This window comes from Providencia sp. PROV201 (assembly GCF_028479545.1).
Taxonomy (GTDB): domain Bacteria; phylum Pseudomonadota; class Gammaproteobacteria; order Enterobacterales; family Enterobacteriaceae; genus Providencia; species Providencia huaxiensis.
The window spans coordinates 22993-48046 of record NZ_JAMPNW010000002.1 but is presented as its reverse complement, the minus strand read 5'-3'; the positions used below and the strand labels follow the sequence as shown (position 1 = coordinate 48046).

Annotated in this window: 22 protein-coding genes and 1 tRNA gene; 10 read left to right on the top strand and 13 right to left on the bottom strand. The window is 41.5% G+C overall.

The features are described from left to right. Positions 1 to 162 precede the first annotated feature (162 nt). Positions 163 to 717, bottom strand: a complete 555-nt coding sequence (locus tag PR809_RS02180) for a VOC family protein (protein WP_102140255.1) — start codon at positions 715 to 717, stop codon at positions 163 to 165. Positions 718 to 885: 168 nt separating this feature from the next. Between PR809_RS02180 and argS the strand changes: the two genes are divergently transcribed. Further along, entirely contained in the window at positions 886 to 2616 is a 1731-nt protein-coding gene (argS, locus tag PR809_RS02175; RefSeq protein ID WP_102140254.1) for an arginine--tRNA ligase, read from the top strand. 21 nt (positions 2617 to 2637) lie between these two features. On the opposite strand, the gene PR809_RS02170 is transcribed toward argS, so the two are convergent. The 4 genes from PR809_RS02170 to rimJ form a co-directional block, all read right to left on the bottom strand. Beyond that, on the bottom strand, positions 2638 to 3210 hold the full coding sequence (locus PR809_RS02170) for a helix-turn-helix transcriptional regulator (RefSeq protein WP_102140253.1): 573 nt from the start codon (positions 3208 to 3210) through the stop codon (positions 2638 to 2640). 43 nt (positions 3211 to 3253) lie between these two features. Next, positions 3254 to 3490, bottom strand: coding sequence for a hypothetical protein (locus tag PR809_RS02165; RefSeq protein WP_195698640.1), 237 nt, complete (start codon positions 3488 to 3490; stop codon positions 3254 to 3256). Positions 3491 to 3850: 360 nt separating this feature from the next. Beyond that, positions 3851 to 5389 (bottom strand): murein biosynthesis integral membrane protein MurJ, encoded by a 1539-nt coding sequence (murJ, locus tag PR809_RS02160; protein WP_195698639.1) that lies wholly within the window; start codon positions 5387 to 5389, stop codon positions 3851 to 3853. An 83-nt stretch (positions 5390 to 5472) separates the two neighbouring features. Beyond that, complete coding sequence (gene rimJ, locus PR809_RS02155; RefSeq protein WP_102140251.1) at positions 5473 to 6060, bottom strand: ribosomal protein S5-alanine N-acetyltransferase; 588 nt, start codon at positions 6058 to 6060, stop codon at positions 5473 to 5475. A 393-nt stretch (positions 6061 to 6453) separates the two neighbouring features. On the opposite strand from rimJ, the gene mdtH reads away from it, so the two are divergent. Both mdtH and PR809_RS02145 read left to right on the top strand, forming a co-directional pair. Continuing rightward, positions 6454 to 7659 (top strand): multidrug efflux MFS transporter MdtH, encoded by a 1206-nt coding sequence (gene mdtH / locus PR809_RS02150; protein WP_272524435.1) that lies wholly within the window; start codon positions 6454 to 6456, stop codon positions 7657 to 7659. A 38-nt stretch (positions 7660 to 7697) separates the two neighbouring features. Continuing rightward, positions 7698 to 8258 (top strand): lipoprotein, encoded by a 561-nt coding sequence (locus PR809_RS02145; RefSeq protein WP_102140249.1) that lies wholly within the window; start codon positions 7698 to 7700, stop codon positions 8256 to 8258. Positions 8259 to 8410: 152 nt separating this feature from the next. On the opposite strand, the gene PR809_RS02140 is transcribed toward PR809_RS02145, so the two are convergent. Both PR809_RS02140 and ghrA read right to left on the bottom strand, forming a co-directional pair. Further along, positions 8411 to 8962: a TorD/DmsD family molecular chaperone gene (locus PR809_RS02140; RefSeq protein ID WP_166265104.1), complete on the bottom strand. Its 552-nt coding sequence runs from the start codon at positions 8960 to 8962 to the stop codon at positions 8411 to 8413. A gap of 137 nt (positions 8963 to 9099) precedes the next feature. Further along, complete coding sequence (gene ghrA, locus PR809_RS02135) at positions 9100 to 10041, bottom strand: glyoxylate/hydroxypyruvate reductase GhrA (protein WP_102140466.1); 942 nt, start codon at positions 10039 to 10041, stop codon at positions 9100 to 9102. A gap of 337 nt (positions 10042 to 10378) precedes the next feature. Between ghrA and PR809_RS02130 the strand changes: the two genes are divergently transcribed. Continuing rightward, positions 10379 to 10466, top strand: a tRNA-Ser gene (locus PR809_RS02130). Positions 10467 to 10474: 8 nt separating this feature from the next. On the opposite strand, the gene PR809_RS02125 is transcribed toward PR809_RS02130, so the two are convergent. The 5 genes from PR809_RS02125 to PR809_RS02105 form a co-directional block, all read right to left on the bottom strand. Continuing rightward, positions 10475 to 11995: an alanine/glycine:cation symporter family protein gene (locus PR809_RS02125; protein ID WP_166265107.1), complete on the bottom strand. Its 1521-nt coding sequence runs from the start codon at positions 11993 to 11995 to the stop codon at positions 10475 to 10477. A gap of 86 nt (positions 11996 to 12081) precedes the next feature. Further along, the gene (locus tag PR809_RS02120) at positions 12082 to 13566 is read right to left on the bottom strand and encodes an aldehyde dehydrogenase (RefSeq protein WP_206276481.1); all 1485 of its coding nucleotides are present in this window, start codon (positions 13564 to 13566) and stop codon (positions 12082 to 12084) included. An 8-nt stretch (positions 13567 to 13574) separates the two neighbouring features. Then, a complete protein-coding gene (gene dapA / locus PR809_RS02115) occupies positions 13575 to 14441 on the bottom strand; it encodes a 4-hydroxy-tetrahydrodipicolinate synthase (RefSeq protein ID WP_102140463.1) in 867 nt (288 codons plus the stop codon). A 17-nt stretch (positions 14442 to 14458) separates the two neighbouring features. Beyond that, positions 14459 to 15706, bottom strand: a complete 1248-nt coding sequence (locus PR809_RS02110) for an NAD(P)/FAD-dependent oxidoreductase (protein ID WP_206276482.1) — start codon at positions 15704 to 15706, stop codon at positions 14459 to 14461. Between the two features lie 9 nt (positions 15707 to 15715). Next, positions 15716 to 16666, bottom strand: coding sequence for a 4-hydroxyproline epimerase (locus tag PR809_RS02105; RefSeq protein ID WP_206276483.1), 951 nt, complete (start codon positions 16664 to 16666; stop codon positions 15716 to 15718). A gap of 153 nt (positions 16667 to 16819) precedes the next feature. On the opposite strand from PR809_RS02105, the gene PR809_RS02100 reads away from it, so the two are divergent. The 6 genes from PR809_RS02100 (at position 16820) to dauA (ending at position 24260) form a co-directional block, all read left to right on the top strand. Further along, the gene (locus tag PR809_RS02100; RefSeq protein ID WP_102140460.1) at positions 16820 to 17623 is read left to right on the top strand and encodes a helix-turn-helix domain-containing protein; all 804 of its coding nucleotides are present in this window, start codon (positions 16820 to 16822) and stop codon (positions 17621 to 17623) included. A 243-nt stretch (positions 17624 to 17866) separates the two neighbouring features. Then, positions 17867 to 18490 (top strand): CDP-alcohol phosphatidyltransferase family protein, encoded by a 624-nt coding sequence (locus tag PR809_RS02095; protein ID WP_166265116.1) that lies wholly within the window; start codon positions 17867 to 17869, stop codon positions 18488 to 18490. Between the two features lie 9 nt (positions 18491 to 18499). Continuing rightward, complete coding sequence (locus tag PR809_RS02090; RefSeq protein ID WP_206276993.1) at positions 18500 to 20266, top strand: bifunctional alpha/beta hydrolase/class I SAM-dependent methyltransferase; 1767 nt, start codon at positions 18500 to 18502, stop codon at positions 20264 to 20266. A gap of 240 nt (positions 20267 to 20506) precedes the next feature. Further along, on the top strand, positions 20507 to 21862 hold the full coding sequence (locus tag PR809_RS02085; RefSeq protein WP_422121519.1) for a phosphatase PAP2/dual specificity phosphatase family protein: 1356 nt from the start codon (positions 20507 to 20509) through the stop codon (positions 21860 to 21862). After that, positions 21855 to 22244, top strand: coding sequence for a hypothetical protein (locus tag PR809_RS02080; protein ID WP_241098799.1), 390 nt, complete (start codon positions 21855 to 21857; stop codon positions 22242 to 22244). The genes PR809_RS02085 and PR809_RS02080 overlap by 8 nt, the downstream gene beginning before the upstream one ends. Before the next feature lie 282 nt (positions 22245 to 22526). Next, the gene (dauA, locus tag PR809_RS02075; RefSeq protein ID WP_102140455.1) at positions 22527 to 24260 is read left to right on the top strand and encodes a C4-dicarboxylic acid transporter DauA; all 1734 of its coding nucleotides are present in this window, start codon (positions 22527 to 22529) and stop codon (positions 24258 to 24260) included. 49 nt (positions 24261 to 24309) lie between these two features. Here dauA and PR809_RS02070 read toward each other — a convergent pair whose 3' ends face one another. After that, entirely contained in the window at positions 24310 to 25044 is a 735-nt protein-coding gene (locus tag PR809_RS02070) for a tetratricopeptide repeat protein (RefSeq protein ID WP_166265125.1), read from the bottom strand. Positions 25045 to 25054 lie beyond the last annotated feature (10 nt).

Genomic DNA, 25054 nt, shown 5'->3' with positions numbered 1-25054 from the left:
AATAAAACACGGGTTTTATATGCCCCAAAATAATGAAAAAAATTTAATGTTAAACGTTAACAATTCGCTTAATAATGCCATTTATTGGAAAATGTTATCGGATAGACATCACAGCACTAAAAGTTAACGTGTACTATTAATCAATAACGTTAATTGCATCACTTATTTTTCACTTTCAATTATCTTTTTTAGTGTGAAAGGATGGTATTTAACCGTTATTTCACCATTTGACACTGCTAATGTTGGATTTGGCAACCTTTCTTGCTGCCCTTTGGGTTGGCTTACTTTAATACGATACCCTTGGGGTAAAGGATCAGGTAATAACTGGAATGCTGCGGTTTCTAGCTGACTCGGCTCAACATCAATCACCATTTCGATATGTTCCCAACTTTCTTTCGGGTAAATTTTGTCTTTTGGGAAAGGCAATTCAATAATAAATACATCTTGACCCGCGACGTTTAATGGCTCTTTTAACTCATATAAACGAATTGGCCTGCCATTGATAACATTGTCAGATAAAAGCTCAGCGCATCCCATTAACCCTTGATGCCAACGTTCTGCAGTTGCCATATGATGGCAACGCACCGAAATATGATCTATCGGAAAAGATGACAATGATAAGTTCAATTCCTGCGCCAACTGTTGTAATTTACCCATAAACACAGGTAGGTCATCCCATAAATCTTGTAATTGCGAAATTTTGCTAAATTGTGGCATCTAAAGCCCTCTCTTTACAAAAACTTATCTGCTAAACAATGGCGCAGACTGTAGCATGAGAGCCCCAAAATGTGGTATAAAACCTGCCGATTTTTCTCTTCAACCTTTTAGTTATACGCATGTGATGGCACAATGCGGTAACTATGGTTCGTAATTTAAGGTAATTCGGTGAATATTCAGGCGATTCTTTCAGATAAAATTAGTGCTGCGATGTTAGCAGCGGGTGCTCCAGAAGGCAGTGATGCACTTGTGCGTCAGTCCGCTAAAGCTCAGTTTGGTGATTATCAAGCGAATGGAGTGATGGGCGCGGCTAAAAAGATGGGGATAGCTCCGCGACAACTGGCTGAACAGCTTGTTAATCACTTAGATTTGGAAGGGATTGCCAGCAAAGTTGAAATTGCCGGCCCTGGCTTTATTAATATTTTCCTTGAACCAACGTGGGTTGAAAAACACGTTGAAGAGGCATTAGCATCACAACGCCTAGGCGTCGCACCAGTCAAGCCTGAAACGATTGTCATTGACTATTCAGCGCCTAATGTCGCAAAACAAATGCACGTGGGTCACTTGCGTTCAACCATCATTGGTGATGCAGCTGCACGTACCCAAGAATTTATTGGTCATAAAGTCATTCGTGCCAACCACGTCGGTGATTGGGGTACGCAATTTGGTATGTTAATTGCTTATCTTGAAAAAGTGCAAAATGAAGATGCCACCGATATGGCGCTTGCTGACCTCGAAGAGTTTTATCGCGAAGCTAAAAAACACTACGACGAAGATGAAGAGTTCGCAGTACGTGCTCGTGGCTACGTTGTAAAATTGCAATCCGGTGATGAATATTGCCGCCAAATGTGGCGCAAATTAGTCGATATCACTATGCAGCAGAACCAAGAAACCTATCGCCGCTTAAATGTCACATTGACCGAAGATGACGTGATGGGTGAAAGCTTATATAACAGCATGCTTCCAGGCATTGTTGCTGACTTAAAAGCCAAAGGTTTAGCCGTTGAGAGTGAAGGCGCAACGGTTGTTTTCCTTGATGAATTCAAAAATAAAGAAGGCGAACCAATGGGCGTGATCGTCCAGAAAAAAGATGGTGGCTTCTTATATACAACAACCGATATCGCCTGTGCTAAATACCGTTACGAAACCCTGCACGCTGACCGTTCTCTTTACTATATTGACTCACGCCAACATCAACATTTGATGCAAGCATGGACCATCGTCCGTAAAGCAGGTTACATCCCTGAATCGATGGCGCTTGAGCACCATATGTTCGGGATGATGTTAGGGAAAGATGGCAAACCGTTTAAGACTCGTACAGGTGGTACCGTCCGTTTATCAGACTTGCTTGATGAAGCGGTTGAACGCGCTCAAACATTAATCCGTGAGAAAAACCCGGATATGTCTGAAGATGAATTGCTTAACGTTGCGAATGTGGTTGGTATTGGGGCAGTTAAGTACGCTGACTTATCCAAAAATAGAACGACTGATTATATTTTCGATTGGGACAACATGTTAGCTTTCGAAGGAAATACCGCACCGTATATGCAATATGCGTATACCCGTGTGGCCTCTATTTTCAAGAAAGCTAATTTAACCCACACAGACCTAACTCTGCCTATTTCATTACAAGACCCGCGTGAAATTGCGCTTGCAACACGTTTATTACAGTTTGAAGAAACCATTCTCACTGTTGCACGTGATGGTACACCTCATGTGATGTGTGCTTATTTGTATGAGTTAGCCGGTTTATTCTCTGGTTTCTATGAGCACTGCCCTATCTTGTCAGCTGATGACGAAGCCCAGCGCCAAAGCCGCTTGAAATTAGCGGCATTAACTCAAAAAACATTAAAAACGGGCCTAGATACACTGGGCATTGAAACCGTTGAAAGAATGTAATTCAAATCAATAAATAGCCTATTAGCGGTTCACTTCGGTGAGCCGTTTTTGTTTGCGTTGCTTTACTAACTTTGATGTTAATTTTTGCAATTCCTCAACATGTTCATTTGCACAATTGCGAAGCACTAAGTTCCATTTGCAAAGTGTTTTTGCTTGTTCATAAAGTTCAGGGCTATGCACCAACCTGTTATTCTGTTGTAACCAATGAGCAACGCTCGCCCAGTCCCATAACGGGGATGCGCCATTCAAGCGTTGTACGGGTGCTGGAAAATGGCCTTTACCTCGAGCCCCATCTTTCAATAAAGCCACTGCCTGACGAGTTAGTCCTGTCAATTCGGCAATATCACTTAACCCAACTAAAGTTGAATCAATAGATTCCACTTTTATATTCATCGATGTACTTTCGATGTCTGTGATCGCTGTTTCAATGGCAAGATCTAAAGACTCCGCTTCCCTATCAAATTCTAAATAAACCGATTTACCATAGAAACACACCAATGCATCGTCACAGCCTGCAGCAAATAAGGTATCAACTAAACCTTCAGTATCTGCAGTCACACCAGATAGTGTTAATGTGAAAGTAAATAGTGCCATAATTATCCCATATAGTATGAATAAGCGGCCTAAGCCGCTTTGATTACCTGAAAAGAGCAATGCAGTGATTAACTTTACGTATAATCTGTTTAGCATGCACTTCCATGACTTTCGGCGTTGACCAGACACTCATCATATGTGTTTTGTGTTCATCTACTGCGTTACCACAGCGTAACTTACAAAAAGTATGTGATGAGTTCCCTGCACTAACCCAGAGCCAGCCATTTTCTATCGCATATTCAATAGCAGCCTGAATATGCTTGTTCGGATGTTTTTTCATTGACCCCCGAGATACATAACATAATCATTCCGTTGACATCGGTCAACAAATAATATTCAATGAATTGAATATCTCCCTATCACTTGATTGTTGTAACAACAACCCAGTCAATGTACCCCATAAATAGAGTGGGCTATTATTTTTATCAATGAAAACAATTAATTGAAATTTCATAAAATAATTTTGAAATTAATAATTCAGTTACTATTGGAATTAATTTAAGAACTCACTAGAAATTGAAGGGAACAGATCTATGGTTATTTTTTCCTTAACGACGCAGATTACAGAGATAAAAAAAGCCCAATTTTATGAGCTCTTCTCATTAAAATTGGGCTTTAAAGGTTATTGACGGCTTATTAATTAGGCAACACTACGTTTCATAAAATCACGAGGGCGGAACCCGAGTACATATAAAGCTACGAAATAACTTCCTGCACCAATAATCACGACGCCTATTAAACGTAGCATACGCATCAGCATATTACCGTCTTGCCAAGAAGGCATAAAGTGTAAAACACCAAACAGCACAGCGCCCATTACAATTAACGCTATCAATAATTTAAATATAAACCCTTTCCAGCCAGCTAAAGGCTGAAAAATATCTTGCTTGCGCAGTTGCCAATAGAGAACTCCCGCATTAAAACACGCCGCTAACCCAATAGATAAGGCTAAACCTGCATGTTGTAAAGGACCAATAAAGGCTAAGTTCATCAATTGGGTTAAAATTAAAGTGACAATCGCAATCTTCACTGGCGTGCGAATATTTTGGCGCGAGTAAAAGCCTGGTGCCAAAATTTTCACCAAAATCATGCCTGTTAACCCTACACAGTAGGCAATTAAGGCATATTGAGTCATTAATGAGTCATGCGCTGTAAAATTACCGTATTGGAATAGCGATACCGTTAATGCTTCTGCGAGTATTGCCAACCCTAACGCACAGGGTAGAGCAAGTAATAAACAAAGACGCAATCCCCAGTCCATTAATTGGCGATATTCATTTTGATTGCCGCTCGTGAAACTTTTCGCTAATGATGGTAATAAAATAGTGCCAAGAGCCACACCAAGCACCCCTGATGGCAATTCCATTAGCCTATCAGCGTAATACATCCATGACACTGAACCAGATTGTAAAAAAGAAGCAAATATTGTGTTGATAATTAAAGAAATTTGCGCAACTGAAACCCCGATAATTGCCGGCCCCATCATTTTCATTACACGCCAAACCCCGCTATCACGAAATGACAGGCGTGGTAACACTAACATGCCCACTTTTTTAAGATGGGGTAGCTGGTAGACAAGTTGCAAAACACCGCCAACCAACACAGCCCACGCCAATGACATAATGGGTGGGTTAAAGTAAGGCGCGGCGAAAGCAGCAAAAATGATCATGCTGACATTGAGTAACGTTGGCGCAAATGCAGGGACCGAAAAACGGTTCCAAGTATTCAGGATTGCGCCTGCGAGAGAGGCCAGTGAAATCAGAAAAATATAAGGAAATGTAACCCGTAGAAGATCCGTCGTCAGCGCAAACTTATCAGCGTCATCGGTAAAGCCAGGTGCGGTGACATAAATGATCCAAGGGGCTGCAATCATACCAAGGATGGTCACAATCGCTAAAGCGAGGGTTAGCATCCCTGCAATATAAGCGACAAATGTACGGGTGGCTTCCTCTCCCTGCTGGTTTTTATATTCCGCTAATATCGGGACAAAGGCTTGTGAAAAGGCACCTTCAGCAAAAATTCGACGTAAAAGATTCGGTAATTTAAAGGCGACAAAAAAGGCGTCAGCCGCGGCTCCTGCACCGAACACTCGGGCGATAATAGCGTCACGAATAAACCCAAGCACACGAGACATCATGGTCATGGAGCTTACTGCCGCCAATGATTTTAATAAATTCATGATTGATAGACTAAAAGAATACAATCGCATCAGTTTAACAGTGTGCACTGCAACTGACTACGATTGAAAAGTAAATTAGGAATTTAGGCTTTATTCAGTGCCCAAGTGTTATCTGTCAGCGCCGTCAATACATGATCACGCCACTCACCGTTGATTTGTAAGTATTGCTTTGCATAGCCTTCCCGCTCAAAGCCAAGCTTGGTCAATAAATTACCACTACGCATATTATGAGGCATATAATTTGCCATAATTCGATGTATTTTTTGGTGTTGCTGCATGTAACGGATAGTTTGGGTTAGTGCCTCATACATTAGGCCTTGACCTTGCCATTTTTCACCTAGTGAATAACCTAGATAACATGCATAAAATGAGCCGCGCAATACATTACTAAAATTCGCTACTCCCATCACTTCGTTTTCTTCTTTATCTAATAGTACGAAATGGAAAGCGCTCCCTTCTCGATGCATTTCATTCATGACTTGTAACCGATTCTGCCAACCTGCTGGCTGATAATGAGATTTGTCCCTGATGGGTTCCCATGGAATTAAAAAGTCTTTGTTCAGGCTGTAATAATCAGCTAGTCGATAGTTATCACGTTCATAAGTCAAACGAATAACCATTCTATCAGTGACAAGGCGCACTTTCGGTACATTTGAACGATAACCAAACATCGTTAACCCTTAATTAATAAAAAGCCAGATATTTTCTCTCTTTCCAAGCCAATAACTTAGAACGCTAAAGTGTAGCTTACAATGCGTTGACGAAAAACATATTATGTAAATTAAAATACCAATACATCACTAAAGCCACCAACAGTCTATGCTTTGATAATTAATAATATTCTAAATAATTCGCTCTGTGACTAGGCGACTAGAGAGGATAGATTGGGGAGCATGCACGAGTATGTGACCCAAGTAGCCGAACGCAGTCAACACCGTCACAGAGTGAAGTATGACGAATATTTATCGATAAAAATATATCATCTATTACCCCGCAATATACTGATATTATTGATACGTAATTTTAAAAACATTCCCTCTTTGCTATTTTTCTAATGGTGTCTCATGGCGCAGGTGTCACGGGCAAGAAGCCTTGGTAAGTATTTTCTCCTATTTGACAACATGTTGGTTGTCCTCGGCTTTTTTGTCGTTTTTCCACTTATTTCTATTCGGTTTGTTGATCAGCTGGGTTGGGCTGCCGTGGTGGTGGGTTTTGCCTTAGGAATTCGTCAGTTTGTTCAACAGGGCTTGGGGATTTTTGGCGGTGCTATTGCTGACCGATTTGGCGCAAAACCCATGATTGTCATTGGGATGTTATTACGCGCCAGTGGTTTTGCGGTGATGGCCGTGGCCCATGACCCTTGGATATTATGGTTATCTTGCGTCCTCTCAGCACTGGGTGGCACCTTATTTGACCCTCCACGAACCGCATTAGTGATTAAATTGACCCGCCCGTATGAACGCGGCCGTTTTTATTCTTTACTCTTAATGCAAGACAGTGCTGGAGCCGTTATTGGCGCGTTGATTGGTAGTTGGTTATTGCAATATGACTTTCATTATGTCTGCTGGGTTGGCGCTGCGGTTTTTATCATTGCGGCCATCTGCAATGCTTGGTTATTACCCGCTTATCGGATCTCAACCGTCAGAACCCCTATCAAAGAAGGTATGGGGCGCGTACTAAAAGACAAACGTTTTGTAACTTACGTTGTCACTTTAGCGGGCTATTTTATGTTGTCAGTTCAAGTGATGCTTATGTTTCCGATTGTTGTCAACGAGTTAGCGGGGACACCAACTGCCGTCAAATGGATGTATGCGATTGAAGCCGCGATATCATTAACATTGCTTTACCCTATTGCTCGTTGGAGCGAAAAACATTTTCGCCTTGAACACCGACTCATGGCCGGGCTATTTTTAATGAGTCTCAGCATGTTTCCAATTGGCATGACAACCTCTCTCAATACGTTATTTGCTCTTATTTGCCTCTTTTATCTCGGCACAATAACCGCTGACCCTGCTAGAGAAACATTAAGCGCGTCACTTGCTGACCCTAGAGTCCGAGGCAGCTATATGGGTTTTAGCCGCTTAGGCCTTGCTTTAGGCGGAGCTGTCGGTTATACCGGTGGCGGCTGGATGTACGATATTGGCCACCAATGGAATATGCCACAATTACCTTGGTTCTTATTAGGGATCATCGGTTTTATCACTTTATGGGCTCTTCATAAGCAATTTAACCGTAAAAAAATTGAAACAGTCATGTTGAGTGGGCAGTAATGCGCTAAACTAGCGGTGTTACTGTAAAAGGAGTCTTTATGAAGAAGTTTTTAATCGCTGCTATGGTGGGCTTTCTCACTCTGTTATCGGGCTGTAGCCAATTATCTGAGTTTAGTATTAGTGAGTCACAAATTAATAATTACCTTGCTAATAAAGTAAAATATGACCATAAAGTCGGCATTACGGGTTTTGCTGATGCAGATATTCAGCTCGCGAATTTAAAATCAGAAATCGGCCGTAGTGAACCAGGAAAAGTCGCGTTAACGGGGGATGCAACCGTTAAATTAGACTCGCTGATTGGTAAAGCGGAAGCACAAATTAACCTGACACTCACTGCGCGTCCTTACTTTGACGCCAAAACAGGTTCAATTTACTTAAAAGAATTGAATATTAGCAATTACAAAGTGACTCCAGAAAATATGGATACCGCTATGTCAGCTGTTATTCCTTACTTAAACAGTTCACTTGAAACTTTCTTTGAAACTCAGCCTGTTTATGTGTTGAATCCAGATAATGGTGCTGCCGAAGCAACCGCGAAGAAACTCGCTAAAGGGCTGGAAATCAAACCGGGCAAACTGGTCATTCCATTAGTCGATTGATTTTAACCATAAATAATTTCGATTGATAAAAGCATTAAAGGCAACAGGAAAATCTGTTGCCTTTCTTATTCATTCAAACTCAATCAAAATTATTAATCAACACTGACACTAAAGTAGAGTAATACCCAGAATCAAAAGTGACAGCGTCACAATTATTCCGTATCTGAGTCAAGTTCATCACGCAGTGCGATAACTGCATCACGGGTAATTTGGGCTAAAGTACGGTAAAATGGGGTTGTGGCATGGGCCTCAACCTTCCCTAAAAAGCTGCCATACCAGCTAAGAATATAGCTATCAAATAGTTCTTCTTGAGCTGCAGTTTCATCTTCCGCCGCTTGGTCTTCCAACCAAGAAGCTGCGAGTAGTAAAGCACCAAAGGCATCGGCTGGCGCATTCGTCAAAGACATTCCTCTCACAGTTAAAAATTCGCGAACCTCTGCTTCTGTAATTTCAGAATCGTAATCATTCGCTAACATTGAAACTGCTGGGGATCCACCTGCAAACAGAGCTTGGTAATCCGCATTAACCGCATTGATATCGAGATCTTTCGCCATGCGTGACCACAACTCATCTTGTTCCAATGGCCATGATGCTTTTAATTTATCTTGAGCAATCATATCAATAAGCGGCTTTACGAGGCTATCAGAGGGACTACGTTGAAATAGTGTCCCCAAAATACGGCAGACGATTGAAAATTCGTTCATATATTATCCTATTTTACAGATTCAGTAGTCACACCTCGTGACCGAAGCAGTTACTTTCAGTATATCGAAAAAATAGGAAAGATATTAGGGGTGATGATTGCGAGTGATCACAAAGACCACTCGCAACAAAGAAGTGGCTAATAACCGCGTTGCATATCAACCACACCAACAGGGGCTTGGCCTGCTTCAATGCGTTCAATATTACTGACAATCATATCCATGGCTTCTTTCGGTTTTGTAAAGGCCGCAACATGGGGAGTGATAGCGATACGTGGATGTGTCCAGAACGGGTGCATTTGCGATAACGGCTCACTCGCAAAAACATCCAGTGCAGCACCTGCAACTTGCCCTGATTCAAGCGCTACAAGCAAATCTTGTTCAACCAAATGGGCTCCACGTGCAAGGTTAATGACATATGCCCCTTGCTGTAGCTGGCTAAACAGCTGCTGGTTTAAAATTCCCACCGTTTCTGGTGTACTTGGCAGAAGGTTAATAACCACACGGGTACCAGAAAGAAAACTGGCTAATTGGTCATTACCAAAATAACTTTTCACGTTATCTAGTTGCTTTTCAGAGCGGCTCCATGTTCTTACATGAAAACCAAAGCTAACTAAGCGCTTTGCAACGGCTTGCCCTAATGCACCAGCCCCCATCACGCCGATAACAAAATCTTCGTGTTGATAAGCTGGTAACTGCTTCCATTGGCGCTGTGATTGCAACTGCCGGTATTCATCCATGCGACGAAAATAGCTTAACACTTTCGCGCAAGCGTACTCTTCCATTTGGATCGCCATACCCGTGTCTTCCAAACGCATGACAGGAACGCCTGCTGGTAAGGTGCCAGGTTTGTCTTGTTCTTGCTTTAAAATAGCATCCACACCTGCACCTAACGCGAAAATACCTTTTAAATCACTTCGGCCAGCAAGGCATTCATAAGGCGGTAACCAAACCATGGCATAATCCGCACTTTGGTTATCCCCTTTTTCCCATTGGCGAATATTCACCTGTGGTAATCGCGCTTTCATACCGTCAATCCACTGTTTTGAATCAAAAAATGGATGGTAAAATAAAATATTCATGGCAACTCCTCTTTGGTTTCTAACAGAGTGTGCCGAATGGCATTTCTTTTCAAGTTAATCAAGCCTATACACGCTACTCAATCAGAATTTTGTTAACTAGCTAACGGTTTTTACCTCCACGACTTGCCGTTTTAAATTAACATCAAAAGTATTATTTACCTTAGTCGGTCACATTTAAGATTAGATAATAATCAAATTGTTTTTTATTTAGCTAAACAGCAACAAAAGTCGGAAAAAGGAGAAATAGGGAGTTGACGTAAGACGCTATTTTCCCTATAGTAGCGCCCCGTTGCAGAGCAGGTTTTTATTCCCTACTCCACAACAGATTTAGAAAAACGGTGAGGTGTCCGAGAGGCTGAAGGAGCACGCCTGGAAAGTGTGTATACGGCAACGTATCGAGGGTTCGAATCCCTCCCTCACCGCCATTTTTCTTCTAGTTCTTACCCTCTCTTTCTTGATATTCCATCCCTTTGTTTTGTTTCTCTTTCGGTTCTATACCTACTCCTTGTGCATGGTATTCACGGCTAATATCTTCCCAGAGTTCTGCATTTTCTACTCCTGCTACTTTTGGGTCAAACACTGGGTCAACACCGAGTTTTTCCTGCCGCTCAAAGTCACGCAGTGCCCGTAATGCAGGTTTTGATAGGAAGACAATGGCGATAAGATTGAGGTAGCTCATGCTACCGAACCCGATATCACCAAGACTCCACATTAAACTGACTGATTGCACGCTTCCTATAAAAACAATAATCAAAAATACAAATTTCAGTATCAATTTGAGAATGGGGTAACGCAATTTTCTATCAAGATAAACAATTGTGGTTTCTGCGATATAGTAATAAGCCATCAATGTTGTGAATGCGAATAAAAATACAGCGATTGAGACGAATCCTGACCCTGCGGAAGTAAAGACGGTTGATACCGCCATCTGAGTCCATGCGGTTCCTGCTGCAACCCCGGGGACATATTCAACTAAGGCCGTTGCCGAACCATCGGGAAAAACGTTATACATATTCGTGACAAGGATCATCAGACCCGATGCTGTACATACAACGACAGTATCAATATAAATCGAAAATGCTTGGATCAGCCCTTGTTTTACAGGATGGCTTACCTCAGCGGCTGCAGAGCTAAATGTGGCTTCACCCGCACCGGCCACATTGGAAAAAACAGCACGACGCACACCCCATGAAACAGCCGTACCAATAATACCACCGAATACAGCGTCCATTCCCATCGCACTGCGGAAAATTAAACTGAACATAGCCGGCACTTGTTCGTAATGGCTACCCAAGATGATCACCATCATGACGATATAAGCCAAAGCCATAATTGGTACAATCTTATCTGCTGCACTCGCAATACGTTTTATACCACCAAAAATTAGCCATGCCATCAGCACTGTCACAATGCCGCCTGTCGCAATTGGGGGTAAGTTGAATGAGGATTGGAAGGAATCCGCTATGGTATTGGCTTGAATACCCGGAACCAGTACACCATAAGATAGGCAAATAACGGCAGCCACCATAATGGCAAATGGCTTCAATTTTAACCCTTTCTCGATATAGTAAGGGGAGCCTCCACGGTATTGGTCATCAGAGCGCTGTTTGTATATTTGAGCGAGTGTGGATTCGATAAATGCACTTGCTCCGCCTAATAACCCCATGACAACCATCCAAAAAATCGCACCGGGGCCACCTGCGGCAATGGCTGTCGCCACCCCCGCGATATTCCCCACCCCCACACGTCCTGACAACGCTAAACAGAATGCTTGGAAGGAGGAAATGCCTTCTTTTGACGCTTTATTTTCCTTTAACAAACACACCATTTTAATAAGGTAGCGAAACTGTACACCGCGAGTCGCTAATGTAAAATAGAGCCCAACACCTAGCGATAATACCACTAATGCATTACCCCAGATGTAACCAACGATTGTATTAACGATGGCTTCCATTTTGTACTCCTTCGTTATTGTAATTGTTTATTTGTATTTGCAGGGTAAAAAAACCTGAGTCCACTTGGGCACTCAGGTCAACGTTTTTACTGATGGATAAACCAGATAACCTTGGTTTGAGTATATTGTTCAAATGCCTCTAAGCCGTTATCTTTACCGCCAAAACCTGATTGACGAAAGCCACCAAACGGTGTTGTGATATTACCTTCACTAAAGCCATTGACTGAAACAGTGCCTGCGTTAATGCGCTGTGCAATTTGCATGGCTCGGTGAATATTTTGACTATAAAATGAAGCCGCTAAACCATATTGAGTGTCATTGGCCAAAGCGACCGCTTCATCATCTGTTTTAAAGGATGTAACGGCTAAGATAGGGCCAAAAACTTCATGCTTAAATAGCGACATGTCAGGTGTGACCTCATCAAAAATTGTCGGCTCGATGTACCACCCAGCACCTAATTCATGATGGATTTTCCCACCCGCAATTAATGTTCCTCCCTCTTTTACCGTGGTATCTAAAAAGGATTTTACTTTCTCAAAATGAGCCTGTTCGACCATTGGCCCAATTGAAACATCCGCTTGCCTTGGGTCACCCACTTTCCATTCTTTAACCGCTACAGCAAGCTTGTCTAATAGTGTTTTTTTGATACTTTCATGCACAATTAAACGAGAACCGCAGCTGCAATTTTCACTCATATTCCAAAAGGCAGCCGCCATAATATGTGGAATTGCCGCGTCAATGTTTGCATCTTCAAACACTACTTGAGGACTTTTACCGCCACATTCGAGCACAATTTCCTTTAAGTTACTTTCGGCGGAATATTTTAAAAATAAGCGTCCCACATCTGTTGAGCCGGTGAATGACACCATATCAACATCATGATGGCGACCAAGGGCTTCCCCGACTTTTTCACCTAATCCACAAACTAAACTTAATGCACCTTGAGGGACACCTGCCTCATAGGCCAGTTCCACCATACGATAGGCACTTAATGAGGTTAATTCGGCAGGCTTCACAATCACCGAGTTTCCTACAGCAAGCGCGGGAGCCACTTTCCATGCAAACATTTGAGCAGGAAAATTCCACGGTAACACCGCCCCAACCACGCCAATAGGCTCGTGCACTATCAGCCCCAATTCTTGATGACTTGTCGGTGCAATTTTGCCAAACAGCTTGTCAATCGCTTCGGCATACCAATAAAAGGTTTCAATGGTTGCGGGTAAATCAGTATTTAAACATTCAGTGATAGGCTTACCTGCATCTATACAATCTAGTGCCGCTAGTTCTTCACTGTGCAGTTCAATGAGACTAGCCCACTTAAGCATGATAGCTTTACGTTCTTGAGGTGATAACCCTCGCCATTCACCTTGATTGAACGTGTCACGTGCTACCTGTACAGCGACATTAATATCGTTCGCATCACCGTCAGTAATAAAACCAATAACGCTATTATCGATTGGGGTACGGTTTTCTAATTTATTTTGCTGCTCTGCATGCCCTGCAATTAAATTGCCAGCCCACAGTTTTCCTTGTTTTGCTCGTTCAAATACCTGCTGTTGGGTCATGGTCATATTTCCCCCTAGCGTTTAATCAATTTAATGAATTCATCGCGTTCTTGAGACGCTATATTTGACAGAGGCAAACGGACCGGGCCTACATTAAATGTGCCATTCAAGCAACCCGCTTTGGCTTTTTGGTTATAGTTCCCTGATTCCATTGAGTAAATTGCAGGATAAATTTCATTCATAATCTGCTTAGCGAGTTGCCAGTCACCCGCTTGCGCCGCATTAAAAATAGCAACTTGCTCTGCTGGGAATACATTCCCAGCTCCTGCTATCCAACTTTTTGAACCCCAAAAGAAGAAATCCACTGGTTGGTCATCACAACCACAAATGACCTCAAAATTTTTGAATGGTGTTTGTAATAGATGCAGTGCTCGGCTAAAGCTTCCACTGCTTTCTTTGATAGCGACAATATTGTCAATTTCAGCTAGCTTAATAACCGTTTCAATGTCAATTTCAATACCGATCCGAGCTGGGAAGTTGTACATAATAATGGGTAATGGTGTTGATTTTGCGACTTTTTCATAGTGGGCGTACACCCCTTGCTGATCCGGTAAACTATACGGTGGTGGCGATAACATTAATCCTTCATAGCCCAGTTCTTGAGCTTGTTTCGCTCGTGCAATGGCACCTTCAGTTGATAAGTCGTTAATACCCGCAATTAGTGTCACTCGCCCTTTTGCAATTTTACAAACCGTAGACAGCACGGTTTTACGTTCATCTTCATTTAATGCGTAATACTCTCCCGTGGTCCCGCAGACCACTAAACCGGTAACTCCGCGCTCAATAAGTTTTTCAGTTAACTCAGCAAGCGCACTGATATTTAATGTTAAATCATCATGAAATGGCGTGACTAAAGGAACAAGAATGCCATGGAAATTCATTTGAATTCTCCTCAATATTAAAGAAATCGCTCAATGGAAAAAGGGATGCAATCGATACTTGTCGGTTGCTGATGAATAAAACTATTAACGATATCTGCGGTGATCGCTGCTTGGGTTAGCCCTAAGTGTTGGTGACCAAAAGCAAAAATATAAGGACCTTTATGGTCGATCACAGGTAAAGAGTCAGACGTTGATGGGCGAAATCCCATCCACGGTGTAGATTGTTGGCTGTTCAATGGCGTTTTCAGCATCGGCTGCGCTAACGGTAGAAAATGTTGAGCGCGTTGCATATTGGCTGGACGCTTTAGCCCCGCATACTCCACGGTTCCCGCGAGGCGTAACCCTTGAGACATTGGCGTCATAATAAAACGTCTATCCATACTTGATACGGGTATTGATAATCGTCCCAATTCATGGGGCAACATCAAATGATAACCGCGCTCAGTTTCTAACGGCACATTGATGCGACTAACCATTCTCACTAGTGATTTGGAAAATGCGCCGCCTGCAATAACAATTTTTTGTCCTGTGAACTGGCCTTGGGTCGTTGTCAATACCGCTTGTTGATTCGACGTCGATGTAATTTCTGTTACTTCACAGTGGGTTAATACTTGTCCACCCGCGTGTAAAAACGCCTCAGTCAGCTTTTGGTGTAATGCACATAAATCCACAACATGGCCGGTATCTGGATAAAAAATGCCCCCGATTTGGCTTTCGGATAAAGCGGGTTCGCGTGTTAGTAGCGCATCTTGATCAATCAATTGATTAGCTATACCAACACTTTGCAAGTACTCACTGTGCTGGCTTAACTTATCGAGCGTTTCTTTTTTCTCGGCCACCAACAGTGAACCCTTCATTTTGACAAGATCACTTAATTGCCATTTCTGAATAAATACTTGCCATGAATCGAAAGCGGCACTGTTTAATGTCATCAATGTATGATGGATATGGGTAAAGGGCTTATGGCGCATGTTACCTAACAGCTTGATTAACCAAGGTGTTAACGGTAATAAGTAACGCCAATCCAGACGCAGAGGGCCCAATGGGTCAAGGAGCATTTTTGGAATTGATGTTAAAACACTCGGATCAGCAATCGGGAAAACCTGTTCTGTCGCAATATGCCCTGCGTTGCCAAATGAGGCACCTTGGCCAATTTCCTGTTTATCAAGCAGCAACACTTGTGAGCCATTCGCTTGCACTGTCAGTGCGATACTCAAACCAATAATGCCACCACCCACCACGATCACTGGATATTTATGTTCCATTTCATACCCCTATGCCACCGAGATCCCAAAACGAAATGGATCTTGTTCATCTATCAATAAGGTATTTTTTCCGCTGATATAGGCATGCCCGCGAATAGTCGGAATAATGCCGTTTTCATCAGCCTGTTGAAAACTAGCCTGAAATTGGCTGCCAATGACGCTGGCTTGATGCCAGATTTCCCCTGCCGCCAGCTTTTTATCTGCAGCTAAGCAGGCGAGTTTAGCGCTAGTCCCTGTTCCGCAAGGCGAGCGGTCATATGCGCCACCTGGGCATAACACAAAACTTTGGCTATTGGCATTGGGGTGTGAACCGAATAATTCGATATGGTCAATTTCTTGGCCATCTTTACCGTAGATACTTTGGTCAACTAAGGCTTGCTTGATTTTTAAACTGACTTCTGTCAGTAATTTAATGTTTTGGAAATCAATGGCAACTGGCGACTGTTCAACAAGAAAAAACCAATTTCCACCCCAAGCGATATCCCCAATAACCGTGCCGAGATCGGGGACATCAACTCGTACCGCTTTGCGATAACGATACGAATACACATTTTGAATACTCACGCTACCATCTTGATGTAATTGTGCTGTTACATCTCCAACTGGCGTCTCGATAAGATGGTTGCCATAAGTGATATGCCCCATAAAGTGCAACGAGGCCACTAAGCCGATAGTGCCGTGACCACACATTCCCAAGTAACCTTGATTGTTAAAAAAAATCACGCCTGCTGTTGCCGCTGGGTTTTGTGGTTTACACAATAGGGCTCCCACTAGAATGTCATTACCTCTAGGTTCTAAAATCGTTGTACGACGCCAGATATCATGGCTATTACGCAAAATATCTAAGCGAACGGCCACGCTTTGTTGCCCTAAATCGGGAAATCCATCAATAACAAGCCGAGTTGGTTCACCTGCGGTATGAGAGTCGATAACTTCAATTTTGGTATATTGAGATTGCATTGGTTAGCATCCTATCTATTATCATTGTTAATAGAATGCTTGATTTTTGTTAACAACTCTTGATATCTTTCTAACAAACTTATGCGGTTTTCAGCACAATCTAAAAATATTTAACAGAATTAATAAAATTAATTTAATATTTCGGAGCGCGGCATGATCAATCTAAATAAATTGCTGTTGATTAGTCAGGAGAACATGCTATTTCCCGTTGATAATATTGATATTTTATTAAACCATTTAGGTTTGATTATGCCACTCATTAATACCTTGCCGAATGTAACCTTTTTTGTGAAAGACCATAATGCAAAGTATGTTTTGGCCAATGATAATTTAGCCACCCGCTGTAAAATCGATAGTGTTAACCATTTAGTAGGTAAAGGTGCTGAAGATATTTTTCATTCAGAACTCGGCCAAAGCTATAGCTCTCAAGATTATTTAGTGATGGAAAAGAAAATTAGCGTCATTAATAAGCTTGAACTGCACCTGTATAAAGCAGGCTTGTTGGGATGGTGCTTAACAACTAAGGTTCCTATTTTTAATACACGTAACCAAGTTATTGGGGTTGCAGGAATTTCAGTGGATTTACAAGATGTCAAATCGGTCAGCCCTAAACTGAATAACCAGCTTAGCCGTGTTGAGCGCTATATTAGTGAACATTTTGATATTGCGATAAAAATGACAACTCTTGCTGAAATATCTGGCCTCTCGCTTTCTCAATTAAACCGCCAGTTTAAAGCGATTTTTTTGATAACCCCCCAACAATATATTCAAAAGATGCGTCTGGAACATGCTATTGAACTGCTCGAAGATGATTTTTCAATTACTGAAATTTCCAGTAAATGTGCATATGCTGATCACAGCGCTTTTTGTCGAAAATTCAAAGAAATGACCACAATGACACCTAGCCAATTCAAACGAATGCGTTCACGAATTGATAAACAAAAAGTATTGGCGTGATCGGGTATCATATCGGTTAATCTGTTTTTCCTTAATTTTGATAAGTCCCTTCTATTTCACTGCCACTAAATGTTTTTTATTCGATTATTCAAGTAATTGCCGTAATTTTATCGTTAAAATTATAGGGTAGCTTCCTTTGATTATCTCCTAACTTGAGATAGCTCTTATTGCAGAAATCAATCAATCGCGTATTGATATATCCCAATGCTGCGTCATAGTGCAGTGATGGGAAAGGAATACTCAATGACCATTTACGATCTGAAACCTAAATTTCAAGATCTTCTTCGTCCAATTGTTCATAAGCTATTTAGTGCGGGTGTTACCGCCAACCAAGTCACTTTGGCGGCTTTACTTCTATCTGTTATCAGCGGAATGCTATTACTTTTCATTCCAAATCCACACCTGTTTATTTTATTACCTTTCGTTCTGTTTATTCGTATGGCACTCAATGCGATTGATGGCATGTTAGCTAGGGAGCACAACCAAAAAAGCCACCTTGGTGCTATATTGAATGAGCTCGGTGATGTCATTTCAGATATTGCTCTGTACTTGCCATTTGCGGTTATTTTCCCTCAAGTATTTTGGCTTATTTTATTCATTCTATTTCTTACGCTACTGACTGAATTTATTGGTGTTATCGCTCAAGCTATTGGTGCGTCTCGCCGCTATGATGGCCCAATAGGTAAAAGTGACCGTGCATTTTTTTTCGGTGCGTTAGGGCTTCTCATTAGCATTTTTCCACAGATCATATTGTCTAGTTGGGTAAGTTATCTGTTTATCCTTTTAACTTTGTTGCTGTTTTATACTTGCTATAACCGTATTCGCCGTGCTCTTTGTGAATTATCTGCACATGAGAATAATAATTAAGGAAGAATTATGAACGTTCAAACAGATTATCTGACGCAACGTCCCGTTATTGAGTCCCAATTTACCACCAGTGACCATACTTCTCTTTTTTATCGACATTGGCCAGCAGAGGTTTCGACCAACAAAGCGGTTATTTTATTTCATCGTGGCCACGAACATTCCGGCCGTGTCGCCCATTTAGTCGATGAACTTAATCTACCTGACTATGCTATGTTTGCATGGGATGCCCGTGGACATGGCAGAAATGATGGCCCTCGAGGTTATAGCCCTTCACTCAGCACATCCATCAATGATGTCGATGAGTTTGTACGTTACATTTCCACTGAATATACTATTCCGTTAGAAAATATCATTGTTATCGGGCAAAGTGTTGGTGCCGTTCTTGTCTCCGCTTGGGTTCATGACTACGCCCCAAAAATTCGAGGGATGGTACTCGCCTCCCCTGCATTTAAAGTTAAATTGTACGTCCCATTTGCCCGAACAGGGCTTGCTTTAATGCAAAAAACGCGCGGCTTGTTCTATGTAAATTCGTATGTCAAAGCCAAGTATCTCACTCATGATGAACAACGCATTGATTCGTTTAATCGCGACCCATTGATTACTCGCCCTATTGCCGTCAATATTTTACTTGAACTGTATAAAACGGCTGATCGCATCGTTGCTGATGCGGGCGCAATTACTTTGCCCACCCAACTATTTATTTCAGGTAGCGACCACGTTGTTCACCATCGGCCTCAACATCAATTTTTTGATAAATTAAATACCCCAATAAAAGAAAAACATATATTACCCGGTTTTTATCACGACACTTTAGGAGAAAAAGATCGTCATATCCCGCTAGAGAAAATCCGTGATTTTATCGACAAATTATTCGCCTTACCGCGCTACCAATATAATTATCAATATGAAGATATATGGAGTGCCAGCGCTGAAAAATATCGTTCACTCATGACTCCATTGCCTAAATGGTGCCCTAAAAATCTTGCTTATAAAATTATGAGCAAATCAATGAGTACACTAGGCAAAGCTTCTGAAGGTATTCGTATTGGTTATGACAAAGGGTTTGATTCAGGCTCAACCCTTGATTACGTATACCGCGATAAAGCCCAGGGTAAAGGCTTATTTGGCCGTGTTATTGATAGACAGTATCTCAACAGTATCGGCTGGCAAGGAATACGCCAACGTAAAGTTAACATTGAAAATATCATTCGACAGGCTATTCGTGACCTCACTGATAAAGGGACACCTGTGCGAATTATGGATATTGCCGCAGGCCAAGGCCGTTACATTTTTGACGCAATCAATGACTATGGCAAAGTCGAATCTGTCCTACTAAGAGACTATAGCCCTGTCAACGTTGAACAAGGCCGCCTACACATCAAACAGCGTTACCTTGAGGACAAAATTCAATTCACTGAAGGCAATGCTTTTGACGCTGATGATTTAGCTGCCGTTTCACCATCACCAACTATTGGTATCGTTAGTGGCTTATATGAACTGTTCCCCAATAATGAAATGATAAAGGCGTCATTAAATGGGCTTTCTCGGGCAATTCCATCTGGTGGGCTATTAATTTATACCTGCCAACCATGGCACCCCCAAGTTGAGATGATTGCCCGTGTACTACCAAGCCACCAAGGTGGTCAAGCATGGGTTATGCGTTGCCGCAGCCAAGGTGAAATGGATAGCTTAGTTGAAGAAGCGGGCTTTGAAAAATTGAATCAATCTATTGATAACTGGGGGATATTCAGCGTATCTATAGCCAGACGACGTTAATGCATTCAACATACTATGTAATTAGCAACGAATGATTAGCAGTGAATGATTGGCAGTAAATAATTAGTTGTTAATGATTGATGGTGAACCATTGCCATCAATCACTAATTTTAACCATCGCTAATACCCGTTGTTTATTGCGAGTAAAGCACCTATGCTGCTTAATACTCTCTGTTTTTCCAGTTATTTTTTGATATCACCACCAGTTTGTTGCTATTTAAAGGAATAGAATAAAGGATGATGATTACAACCCGCGAGCCCCAAGAGACTATACCTCGACACAAAATAATATTGTCTGGTTTGCTATGGTTAGTTTTTTTAGCCCCTTTTTTCTTCTTAACTTATGGCCAAGTTAATACGTATACTGCAACGTTAGACCAGGTTCCGTCTGTCGTTTTTTCTTGGGAAACACATATTCCATTTCTTCCTTGGACTATCATTCCCTATTGGAGTATTGACATATTCTATGGGTTATCATTATTTATTTGTACGACCCGTAAAGAACAAACCATCCATGGCCTACGGCTTATCACAGCTTCTCTTGTTGCCTGTATTGGTTTTTTGCTATTTCCACTTAAGTTTAGTTTCCCTCGGCCAACCACTGATGGGCTATTTGGCTGGATGTTTAACAGCCTAGAACTATTTGACCTCCCTTTTAACCAAGCCCCTTCATTACATATTATTTTATTGTGGATCCTCTGGTTACGTTTTCGAGCCCATACTCCAATAAAGTGGCGCTGGTTAATTCATAGCTGGTCTATTTTAATTTTAATTTCAGTGTTGACCACATGGCAGCACCATTTTATTGATGTCGTTACTGGATTTGCAGTTGGCCTATTAATTAGCTATTTGCTTCCTATACAAACTCGTTGGCAATGGCACTACACGGGGTCCCCTCGCAGTTTTAAAATGAGCAAAAACTATGGAATAGGTTCTCTTGCTTGTTTTATTCTTGCTTTTATCTTCCAAGGATTTGCTTGGGTACTATTATGGCCCGCTATCGCCCTCTTTTTTATTACCCTCGGCTATTTAGGGGCAGGCGCCAGCGTCTTTCAAAAAACACCTGAAGGAAATATTTCCCCTTCTGCTGCTATTTTATTACTACCGTACCGGCTCATTGCTTGGGGAACCTATCATTACTTCGCTAAGCACTGCGCACAACCCAGTATTGTTAATCAACATATCGTTTTGGGAGGCCGCCCACTATACGCTTTGCAAGCTCAAGCTGTTTTAGATATGACTTGCGAATGGCCTCGCAATTTTTACAGCAAAGGACTGAAATATTGTAGCCAACCGCAAATTGATTTGTTACCACTAAGCGCGGAAGATATCGAAAAGTCAGTCCATACTATGGATGAACTGATAAAACAGGGTCCGGTATACATTCATTGCAAATTAGGTTATTCACGAAGTGCGACTGTTGCTGTTGCATGGTTGGTACATCATGGCGATGCTAAAAACATAGAAGATGCCGTAACGTTAGTTGAACAAGCTCGCCCACAAGTTATTTTAAATACAGCAACGATAGAACAACTGAATGATTGGCACACCAATTACCATCTAAACCGAGTGAAAAATGAATACATTGATGAATAAACAGCAAGGTGAGCTCATCACTATTTTGACTCATAGTTGGCGTTATTTTGCTACTGGGTCTGTATTGGCACTATTTTGCCAATTCGCTTTGTTTTTCTATTCTAATTACTCTAAATATATTTTATTCGCCAATGTAATTATATTTATAATTTGCCAGTATTATATATATCGTCTCTGGTTAGATAACCACTTTTTTAAAATTATCTACACACATAATGAAACAGAACAGTTTGATAATGCTTTGAATTGTTTATTTCCAAGCAAAATTAAACATCGTACGATGCAACAAAGATGGTCTGGAACTAAACGCCTTTTCACACGAGCACTTGGGATAGCGCTGCTTCAATGGATAGGGCTATTGGCAGCAATAATAGCAGTTTAGTCGATTAAGTATTGACCAATTTATTATTTATAATGATTTATATTTACGATTAAAAAATAAAATGACTATTATTTATATGCACATCTAAAACAGGAACGTAACCATATAAAATATATTCTAACTATTTTTCTTTATAATATAACGTTTTTTTACTTTTGTTACTGAAAACGTTATGATAATTGTAGATTCATTGATACATAACAGATTTTTTTCAGGTTGCTAAGCGTATCCTTATAGGTACATCTTTCGTTTATTTTTCACCCTGTTATTTGGTAGGGTATAATGAGTACAAAAAAAATTAATAGGTTGCGCCCTTTTAGTGCGCTAATAGATTCTTGTTGGAAAGAAAAATATACGGCTACCCGCTTTATTAAGGATTTAATCGCGGGTATTACCGTGGGTATTATCGCTATCCCCCTCGCAATGGCTTTGGCTATCGCTAGCGGTGTTCCACCACAATATGGGCTATATACTGCGGCTATTGCAGGGATCATCATTGCAGTAACAGGTGGGTCTCGCTATAGCGTTTCTGGCCCCACAGCTGCTTTTGTGGTGATCCTCTACCCAGTCTCTCAACAATTTGGGTTGAGTGGGTTATTAGTCGCCACATTGATGTCGGGTATCATACTTCTTGCGATGGGGTTTGCTCGCTTTGGTAAGTTTATTGAATACATTCCCGTTTCTGTCACCTTAGGCTTTACTTCGGGAATTGCTATCACCATTGCCACAATGCAGATTAAAGATTTCTTTGGCTTGCAAATGGCGCATGTCCCAGAAAACTATGTTGATAAGCTAATTGCTATTGGCAATACATTCCCCACATTTCAATACAGTGACACTTTAATTGGGCTTTCAACCCTTTTGGTGCTTATCTTCTGGCCTAAACTAAAACTAAAACTTCCTGGCCATTTGCCAGCCCTTATTGTCGGGACTTTCGTCATGTGGGTGCTTTCATTATTTGGTATGGAAGTCGCGACTATCGGTTCTGAATTTAGCTATTTATTGCCTGATGGCACTGAAGGTAATGGTATTCCCCCTATTCTACCGCAGTTTATTTTGCCGTGGGAACTCCCCGGAAGTGCACCAATTAACTGGGCGATGATCACCGCATTAATGCCTGCAGCATTTTCTATGGCGGTACTGGGCGCAATTGAGTCACTGTTATGTGCCGTAGTATTGGACAACATGACGGGAACCAAACACCATTCTAATAGTGAACTTATTGGCCAAGGTGTGGGGAACATTGCAGCGCCTTTTTTTGGTGGGATCACCGCAACCGCTGCAATAGCTCGCTCCGCAGCTAACGTTCGAGCAGGTGCAACATCCCCTATTTCTGCGATTATTCACTCAATACTGGTGATACTCACATTATTGGTTCTTGCTCCAATGCTCTCTTATCTGCCATTAGCCGCTATGTCTGCATTATTATTGATTGTGGCTTGGAACATGAGTGCTGCAGGTAAGGTCGTTTACCTAATTAAACGTGCTCCTAAAGATGACATTATTGTATTAGTGTTATGTATGTCTCTAACCGTTCTATTTGATATGGTTATTGCCATCACTGTCGGGATTGTTCTCGCATCATTATTGTTTATGCGCCGTATTGCCAATATGACCCGTTCAACACAACTAGCAGAAACAGATGAAGAACAAAGCCGCTTAGTCGTAAGAATAAATGGCCCGTTGTTTTTCGCTGCTGCTGAACGTATTTTTGATGAGTTACGTGTCAAAAGCGCTGGCTATAAAACTATTATTATGCAATGGGACGCAGTACCTGTATTGGATGCGGGGGGCTTAGAAGCTTTCGAAAAATTCATAGATGCCGTTCGCAAAGATACCCATATCTTAGTTTGTGATATTCCGTTCCAGCCATTAAAAACATTGGCGAGAGCAAAAGTGGCACCTATTGAAGGCGTATTGAGTTTTTATAATTCAATGGATCATGCGCTTGAAGCCGTTAAAGCTATCGAACAAGCGGGTTCTATCGACACAGAAAAGCCAATAACAACACCTTAACTTAAGTATCAAACCAAACCGCCATGTTATTTTACATGGCGGTTTAGTATCACTCGCTGAAGCAAAACATCTCATTCCCTGCACTTTTTCCTTTTTCGCAGGCTATTTCCCTTAATTTTTTTGCTTTCACTTGGTCGATGGTCACCGTACCTGTATTATCTTCAGAAAATTTAAACGCTGCCATCCACTCTGCATAGCCCGGATAAGTCATCTCATTTGCCTTATCAAACCATTGTTGTGCTTGCTTTTCGTCTTTTGCAACACCTTTGCCATCTAAGTAAATAACACCAAGCAAAATAGGCGCAATAAAATAATCTGGGTTATTTAACGCATTAACCTCATTAAGAAGTTCTATAGACTGCTGATAATCCGTTTTACCCGCAATTGGGTTTATCAATGACTCTGCTAAACTGATTTTGCCACGCGTACTGCCCATTTCAACAGCTTTCGTCGCGTACTTACGAGCATCAATCAATTCCTGTGAAAAATAACTATCACTTAATAGATTGATATCTGCCAATAATGCATAACCATCCCCATTACCATTTTTTGCAGCTTCGTTTGCCCATAAACGCGCACTATTAAGATTTTGAAGAACACCTAAACCGGAAAAATACATTTGGGCAAGCTGATACTGGGCCTGAGCATCTTTCTTGGTTGCTTTTTGGTGAGTTTGTACAAATTTCTGTTTATCTTCTGGGGTAATATCAAGTTGAGCTATCGCTTGAAAAGAAAACGTAATTAGAGACGAAACGATAATAGCTTTATAGAAAGTTGATTTCATATGTATTCTC

Bases quoted from the DNA above. Each gene is read 5' to 3' on its own strand.
- PR809_RS02140 (WP_166265104.1), bottom strand. From the start codon at position 8,962: ATGAACGAATTTTCAATCGTCTGCCGTATTTTGGGGACACTATTTCAA.
- ghrA (WP_102140466.1), bottom strand. From the start codon at position 10,041: ATGAATATTTTATTTTACCATCCATTTTTTGATTCAAAACAGTGGATT.
- murJ (WP_195698639.1), bottom strand. From the start codon at position 5,389: ATGAATTTATTAAAATCATTGGCGGCAGTAAGCTCCATGACCATGATG.
- PR809_RS02070 (WP_166265125.1), bottom strand. From the start codon at position 25,044: ATGAAATCAACTTTCTATAAAGCTATTATCGTTTCGTCTCTAATTACG.
- PR809_RS02120 (WP_206276481.1), bottom strand. From the start codon at position 13,566: ATGACCATGACCCAACAGCAGGTATTTGAACGAGCAAAACAAGGAAAA.
- PR809_RS02095 (WP_166265116.1), top strand. From the start codon at position 17,867: ATGACCATTTACGATCTGAAACCTAAATTTCAAGATCTTCTTCGTCCA.
- PR809_RS02090 (WP_206276993.1), top strand. From the start codon at position 18,500: ATGAACGTTCAAACAGATTATCTGACGCAACGTCCCGTTATTGAGTCC.
- PR809_RS02105 (WP_206276483.1), bottom strand. From the start codon at position 16,666: ATGCAATCTCAATATACCAAAATTGAAGTTATCGACTCTCATACCGCA.
- PR809_RS02100 (WP_102140460.1), top strand. From the start codon at position 16,820: ATGATCAATCTAAATAAATTGCTGTTGATTAGTCAGGAGAACATGCTA.
- PR809_RS02165 (WP_195698640.1), bottom strand. From the start codon at position 3,490: ATGAAAAAACATCCGAACAAGCATATTCAGGCTGCTATTGAATATGCG.
- PR809_RS02180 (WP_102140255.1), bottom strand. From the start codon at position 717: ATGCCACAATTTAGCAAAATTTCGCAATTACAAGATTTATGGGATGAC.
- PR809_RS02125 (WP_166265107.1), bottom strand. From the start codon at position 11,995: ATGGAAGCCATCGTTAATACAATCGTTGGTTACATCTGGGGTAATGCA.
- mdtH (WP_272524435.1), top strand. From the start codon at position 6,454: ATGGCGCAGGTGTCACGGGCAAGAAGCCTTGGTAAGTATTTTCTCCTA.
- PR809_RS02110 (WP_206276482.1), bottom strand. From the start codon at position 15,706: ATGGAACATAAATATCCAGTGATCGTGGTGGGTGGTGGCATTATTGGT.
- dauA (WP_102140455.1), top strand. From the start codon at position 22,527: ATGAGTACAAAAAAAATTAATAGGTTGCGCCCTTTTAGTGCGCTAATA.
- dapA (WP_102140463.1), bottom strand. From the start codon at position 14,441: ATGAATTTCCATGGCATTCTTGTTCCTTTAGTCACGCCATTTCATGAT.
- rimJ (WP_102140251.1), bottom strand. From the start codon at position 6,060: ATGTTTGGTTATCGTTCAAATGTACCGAAAGTGCGCCTTGTCACTGAT.
- PR809_RS02085 (WP_422121519.1), top strand. From the start codon at position 20,507: ATGATTACAACCCGCGAGCCCCAAGAGACTATACCTCGACACAAAATA.
- PR809_RS02170 (WP_102140253.1), bottom strand. From the start codon at position 3,210: ATGGCACTATTTACTTTCACATTAACACTATCTGGTGTGACTGCAGAT.
- PR809_RS02145 (WP_102140249.1), top strand. From the start codon at position 7,698: ATGAAGAAGTTTTTAATCGCTGCTATGGTGGGCTTTCTCACTCTGTTA.
- PR809_RS02080 (WP_241098799.1), top strand. From the start codon at position 21,855: ATGAATAAACAGCAAGGTGAGCTCATCACTATTTTGACTCATAGTTGG.